This window comes from Myxococcus sp. CA039A (assembly GCF_013336645.1).
GTDB lineage: Bacteria > Myxococcota > Myxococcia > Myxococcales > Myxococcaceae > Myxococcus > Myxococcus llanfairpwllgwyngyllgogerychwyrndrobwllllantysiliogogogochensis.
The window spans coordinates 1-5,664 of sequence record NZ_JABUMQ010000491.1 but is presented as its reverse complement, the minus strand read 5'-3'; the positions used below and the strand labels follow the sequence as shown (position 1 = coordinate 5,664).

Here is a 5,664-nt window from a genome sequence, read left to right as displayed (position 1 = left end):
CCGTTCATCCGCCGCCCAAGCCCCCGGACGAGGTCCGCTCCCAACTCGTGGGCCCGCTGCTCGCCTACCTGCGCGCCACGGGCCTGGACCCGACGCCCCTGGTGGAGCGCTTCGGCCTGCCGCTCGACGCTGGCACCCTTCCCGAAGTCAGCCTCCCGCTCCCCACCCTGCACGCCTTCCTGGACGCGGCGGAGGCCCTCTCCCAGGACGCCTTCCTCGGACTCCACGTCGCCCAGCGCGTGCCGCGCGGCAACTACGGGCTCGTCGAGTACATCGCCCGGGCCTCGCCCACGGTGCGCGACACCTTCCGCTCGCTCGCGCGGTACATGGCGCTGCTGGAGCCCGCGTGGCTCGCGTCGTTCACCGACGACGCGGACGGCGGCGGCACCTTCGCCTACGGCATCGCCGGAGCCCCGCTCGCGTACGGCCGTCACGCCAGTGAGTACGGCCTCGCCCTCTTCACCCACGTCGGCCGCCAGCTCACCGAGCGCCCGTGGAAGCCTCGCGCCGTCGCGTTCGCCCACCCCGCGCCCCCAGACATCGCGCCGCTGGTGGAGCACTTCGGCGTCACCCCGACGTTCGGCGGAGGACGCAACGCCCTCTCGCTGGACGCCACCGCGCTCGACCTGCGCGTGGTGGGCGCGGACCCCGCCCTCCTCTCCGTCCTGGAGCGCGCCGCCAGTGGCGTCAGCGCACCCACGCCCCCGGCTCCCCCAGACGCGCCCGGCTTCGTCCAGGCGGTGCGCGACGTCATCCGCGCCTCGCTGCGGGACGGGGCGCCCCAAGTCAGTGATGTAGCCAAGGGACTCCACGTCAGCCCCCGCACCTTCCAGCGCCGACTCACGGAGCTCGGCACGTCATTCCAGGACGAGGTCGACGCGGTGCGGCGAGAGCTGGCCTTCCAGTACCTGCGCGACGCGAACCTGGGAGTGAGCCAGGTCGCCTTCCTGCTGGGCTACTCCGAGCTGAGCACGTTCGACCGCGCCTTCAAGCGGTGGACGGGAATGACGCCGCGCGTCTGGCGCGAGAGCACCGAGCGGCCCTGAGTCCCGCGCGGTGGGAGGGGTGCGGGGCAGCCGACCCGTGGCGTCTTCGGCCAGGAGATTGGCGTGCGCCGCCAGGACACCCGACACGACTTCACCTAACTTCCCAAAAAGCCCCTGCCCCCGTCCGGAGGACGTCATGCTCAAGCCCCAGGTCGCCGCCCTCTTCGATGATTACTACTCGTCGCATCAGCACCCCATCAACCGGCTGACTCACAAGGTCGCCATCCCCGTCATCGTGCTGCACATCATCGCGATGCTGGACTGGGTGAAGCTCGTGGCCGTTCCCGTGCTGCCCGGTGGTGTGTTGACGCTGGGCATGGTGGCGCTGGCGCTGACGGCCATCTGGTACCTGCGCGCGGACGTGAAGCTGGGCCTCGTGGTGGTGGCGTTCATGGCGGCCTGTTTCCCCATCGGCCGGCTGATGCCCACATGGAGCGTGGTGGCCATCGCCGTGTTCGGCTGGCTCATCCAACTGGCGGGCCATGCCGTCTGGGAGAAGAAGTCCCCGTCGTTCCTCACCAACCTGGTCCACGCGCTGGTGGGTCCGCTGTTCTTCGTCGCGGTCCTCTTCGGCGACTACGTCATCAAGCCCCAACCCCAGGCTGGCGCCCCGGCGCGCGCCTGAGCACCGCTGTCCCCACGCCCCCCATGAGCTTCGCCGACAAGCTGCGCGTCTGGATGCCCCTGCACGAGAACCGCGTCAGCCGCGCGGTTCACTTCCTGGGCGCGTACATGTTCATCTTCGCCCTGCTCGTGCCGCTCGGCCTCGTGCGGTTCTCCGTGGGAGGCACGGAGCTGTCGGCGGCGCATGTGCTGGTCGCCGCCGTGGCGATCTACGCCGTCTCGCTGGAGTGGACGGCGGGCATCCTCATGAGCCTGCCGCTCATTCCCACGCTGAACGCCGCGCTGGGCGTGGGCCACCTGCCGGGCCCCACCGTCGCCATCGTCGCCGTCTCCGTCATGGTGGTGCGCTTCGCGCTCGTCGTCGGCGCGCACATCGTCCTCGAGAAGAAGACCCACGGCCTGTCCCTGGGCGGCCCGCTGCTTTTCTTCATCGAGCCCGTCTACCTGCTCACCCTTGTCCTCTTTGGGATGGGGCTGAAGCGCGGACTGCACGCCCGCGTCACGGCGGGCGGACCTCAGCCAGCAACGCTCACGGCGTGAAGCACCACGGCCGGGGCGGCACCTCGTAGGCCTCGGCACCGCGTCGCACGACGTGAAGCACCCAACGACGGAGCGGCGTGTCTCTGGCCTCGGCACCGCGTCGCACGACGTGAAGCACCCAACGACGGAGCGGCGTGTCGCCGGCCTCGGCACCGCGTCGCACGACGTGAAGCACCCAACGACGGAGCGGCGTATTCGCCAGCCTCGGCACCGCGTCGAGCGAAGTGAAGCCCGCCACGACCGGAGCGGCGTGTCGCCAGCCTCGTGCTACGTGAACACACGCGACTGGCGCCGCTGCGTCGTCCGCTATGAGCCGCTCGCGATGCGCGCGGGAGGCGGCGGCGCCTCGACGGGCGCACCCGATACGTGGCCGTGCAGCGCGTGCACCACCACCGCCTCGCGCCGCCCCTTCACGTGAGTCTCGCCCAGCCGCCTGCCGGTGAAGTCTCCTCCGCCTCGCAGCCAGGTGCTCTCGCTCACCAGGATATCCACGCCGTGCACCTTGGTGAGCCCTTCCACCCGTGAAGCCAGGTTCACCGCGTCACCAATGACGGTGTACTCGTGTTGCTCCGCGCCCCCGAGCATGCCCGCCGCCACCACCCCCGTGTGCAGCCCAATCCCGATGCGCAGCGGTGACAGGCCCTGCAACGCCCGACGCGCGTTGAGTTCGCCCAGCTTCTCGCGCATGTCCAGCGCCGCGCGCATGGCCCGCTCCGCGTGGTCCTCGCTCGAGTCCGGCACACCCCAGCACGCGAGCATCCCGTCCCCCAGGAACTTGTTCACGATGCCCCCTCGCGTCATCACGATGTGGGTCATCTGGCCGAAGTACTCGTCGAGCAACTCCAGCACCTCCCTCGGAGGGAGCGTCTCGCTCAACATCGTGAAGTCGCGGATGTCGCTGAAGAGGATGGTGACCTCGCGCTGCACGGGCTGGAGCGACGTGTCCCCCGACTGCATCACCCGCTCCACCACCTGCTTCGGCAGGAAGCGCGAAAGCCCATCACGGCGCCGCAGCCGGAGGAACATGCTCCCCACCTCCGCGTTCGTCATCGCGATGAGCAGCCCCAGCGTCACGTAGCAGAAGACGACGAAGCTGGTGCTGGACCAGGTGCCGTGCCCGGACATGCCCGCGACGAGCGCATAGCCCACCGACGACAGTGTCGTGGACAGCAGAACGTGCAGCCACGAGAAGCGCGCCACGGAGAAGACCAGCACCATGCCCATGCTCGCGCCCAGCATCCCGGCGTCGAACTGGCCCGTGCGCGCCCACGCATGCCATCCCATGAAGGCGAAGAAGCTGGTGTCCGCCACCGTGGTGGGAACCGGCAGCCACCGCGCATGACGCAGGTGCGGACGCTGTCGGCGCAGCACGAGCAGCGCGACGACGGAGAACAGCCCGTACAACACGATGGCCAGCACGCGCTGGAAGTCGTGCGGCGGAAGCGGCTCCCCGGTGACGTGGGCGATGCCGCCCTGGCTCAGCGACAGCAACGCCATCAGCGCGAGCCGAACCCAGGCCACCCGCCGCTCGCCCCGGAGCGAGCTCTCCGCCAGCACCAACTCCTCGTTGGCGCGGCTCAGCGCGAAGCGGGCCACCGCGGTGTCCCTGCCTGGCACGAGGACCTCGTCGCTTCGGCCCATGAATGCGAGTCCCTTTCCTTCCGCTTCAAGGCCAGGGGCTCGCGCTCCCGGTCCACCCGTCGTCACGTCGGTGCGTCCTCCCCCACACCCGACGGGCCCGAGGACTCGCCGCGAAAGCGCGGCTCACCCATGGTGCCTCAAGTTGGAAAGCCCAGCGAGCCCTGGCGTCGGACGGCGGCTTGCTGTTGAAGTCGCCGCCTTGACGCGGGGCCTCGAGACACTCACCTCGCCCCGCTGGAGAACACCCCGTGGTCCGCCTCTTCGCCCCCATTCCGGAACCCGCGCCCGCCGAAGTGGCGCTGACGGGTGACCGCCGCCACTACGTCGTCCATGTCCTGCGACTGGGCGTGGGCGATGCGCTGGAGGTCTTCGACGGCAAGGGGCGCTCCTTCGACGGACAGGTGACGGGCGTGGACGCGGACGCCGTGCGCGTGCGGCTGGGCGCCATGCGGCAGGCCCCCGCGCGCCGCGCCGTGAGCGTGCTCCAGGGGCTCCCCAAGGGCGACAAGCTGGAGTGGGTGCTGCAAAAGGGCACGGAGCTGGGCGCCGCCGCGTTTCTTCCCGTGGACACCGTGCGCAGCGTGGTGAAGCTGGAGCCCCGTCGAGCCCAGGAGCGCACCGCGCGGTGGACGAAAATCGTGGAGGAGGCCGCCAGGCAGTGTCGCCGCGACGACGTGCCCACCGTGGATGTGCCTCGCACGCTCACCGAGGCCGCGAAGACGCTGGCCCCGGGCACGGTGGTGCTGGTGCTGGACGAGGAGGAGTCCGCGGTGCCACTGGGCGAGGCCTTCCGAGCGTCGGGCGCTGGCACGCCGGTGGCACTCGTGGTGGGCCCCGAGGGCGGACTGGCGCGCGAGGAAGTGGAGGCGCTGAAGGCGCTCGGCGCCCGGCCCGTCACGCTGGGCTCGCGCATCCTCCGCACGGAGACGGCCGCCCTGGCCGCCCTGGCGGTGATGATGCACCTCGACGGTGAGCTTGGTTAGCAGGGGGCCAGTCGAGCGCCCGTTCCACACGGGTTCCCACCTTCGGTTGCCGGTTCCTACGTTTGTGCCGTCTGGGACCTCTCGGGTCCCCACAAACAGGAGAAGGGTTCATGGGGATCATCGCATTCATCATCATCGGCCTCATCGCGGGCCTCATCGCTCGCGCCATCCTCCCCGGCAAGCAGAGCATGGGCCTGCTGGCGACGACGCTGCTGGGCATGGTGGGCTCGCTGCTCGGCGGTCTGATTGGGTCCCTCTTCACGCGGGATGGCCGCCTCTTCGATTTGCGCCCGTCAGGCATCATCATGTCGGTGCTAGGTGCCATCGTCGTGCTCCTGATTGTCGGGGCAGTGGGACGGCGCCGCGTCCACGCCTAGCGTGAGGCGTTCCACACTTGCCGTTCCCCAGGGGACAGGTGGGCGCCTGCGTTGACGAGCCCCTGACGGTTCCTCGACCAAGGGACCTCGGGGGCTCGCCACTTTTCTTGCTCCTCGCGTGCGGACGTCTTTTCATGGCACCCGCCGTAGTCAGCCCGGAGGAGTCCGTTGTCCAAGTGCATGAAGTGCGGTGCCATGCTGCCGCCCGTCGGAGAGTGCTCAGCCTGCGCCACCGCCAAAGCTCGTCCGCCCGCGGTGCCCGCGGTGCCGAGCCTGCTGGACCGTGACCTCCGCATCGACCGCCGAGCCGGCGAGCGCGATGAGGCGCCCACCATCCGGGACGCCGATTTCGTCCCGCCCTCGCCGCCGCCGTCCGTGGCGCCCCTCGCCGGCCCGCTCCCGCCTCCCGCCGCGCCCCGTGTCGCCGCGCCTCAGCAGCAGCCAGGCGTCAAG

Annotated in this window: 6 protein-coding genes and 1 pseudogene; 6 read left to right on the top strand and 1 reads right to left on the bottom strand. The window is 70.4% G+C overall.

Going from position 1 to position 5,664, the window contains the following annotated elements:
- From HR086_RS44170 to HR086_RS44160, 3 genes are all read left to right on the top strand, one after another.
- On the top strand, positions 1 to 1,046 hold a 1,046-nt coding region (locus tag HR086_RS44170; protein ID WP_254626729.1), incomplete at its 5' end, for an AraC family transcriptional regulator.
- 136 nt (positions 1,047 to 1,182) lie between these two features.
- Entirely contained in the window at positions 1,183 to 1,671 is a 489-nt protein-coding gene (locus HR086_RS44165) for a DUF962 domain-containing protein (RefSeq protein WP_141649278.1), read from the top strand.
- A gap of 23 nt (positions 1,672 to 1,694) precedes the next feature.
- A complete protein-coding gene (locus HR086_RS44160) occupies positions 1,695 to 2,210 on the top strand; it encodes an Mpo1-like protein (RefSeq protein WP_174468638.1) in 516 nt (171 codons plus the stop codon).
- 306 nt (positions 2,211 to 2,516) lie between these two features.
- On the opposite strand, the gene HR086_RS44155 is transcribed toward HR086_RS44160, so the two are convergent.
- Positions 2,517 to 3,851 (bottom strand): adenylate/guanylate cyclase domain-containing protein, encoded by a 1,335-nt coding sequence (locus HR086_RS44155; RefSeq protein ID WP_174468637.1) that lies wholly within the window; start codon positions 3,849 to 3,851, stop codon positions 2,517 to 2,519.
- Positions 3,852 to 4,099: 248 nt separating this feature from the next.
- On the opposite strand from HR086_RS44155, the gene HR086_RS44150 reads away from it, so the two are divergent.
- The 3 genes and pseudogenes from HR086_RS44150 to HR086_RS48085 form a co-directional block, all read left to right on the top strand.
- Complete coding sequence (locus HR086_RS44150) at positions 4,100 to 4,834, top strand: 16S rRNA (uracil(1498)-N(3))-methyltransferase (protein ID WP_174468636.1); 735 nt, start codon at positions 4,100 to 4,102, stop codon at positions 4,832 to 4,834.
- A 110-nt stretch (positions 4,835 to 4,944) separates the two neighbouring features.
- Positions 4,945 to 5,211, top strand: coding sequence for a GlsB/YeaQ/YmgE family stress response membrane protein (locus HR086_RS44145; RefSeq protein WP_141649274.1), 267 nt, complete (start codon positions 4,945 to 4,947; stop codon positions 5,209 to 5,211).
- A gap of 195 nt (positions 5,212 to 5,406) precedes the next feature.
- Positions 5,407 to 5,664 (top strand): annotated as a pseudogene (locus HR086_RS48085) (hypothetical protein); the annotation flags it as partial.

Excerpts from the sequence above, each read along its gene's own strand:
- HR086_RS44160 (WP_174468638.1), top strand. The coding sequence starts at position 1,695 with ATGAGCTTCGCCGACAAGCTGCGCGTCTGGATGCCCCTGCACGAGAAC.
- HR086_RS44165 (WP_141649278.1), top strand. The coding sequence starts at position 1,183 with ATGCTCAAGCCCCAGGTCGCCGCCCTCTTCGATGATTACTACTCGTCG.
- HR086_RS44155 (WP_174468637.1), bottom strand. The coding sequence starts at position 3,851 with ATGGGCCGAAGCGACGAGGTCCTCGTGCCAGGCAGGGACACCGCGGTG.
- HR086_RS44145 (WP_141649274.1), top strand. The coding sequence starts at position 4,945 with ATGGGGATCATCGCATTCATCATCATCGGCCTCATCGCGGGCCTCATC.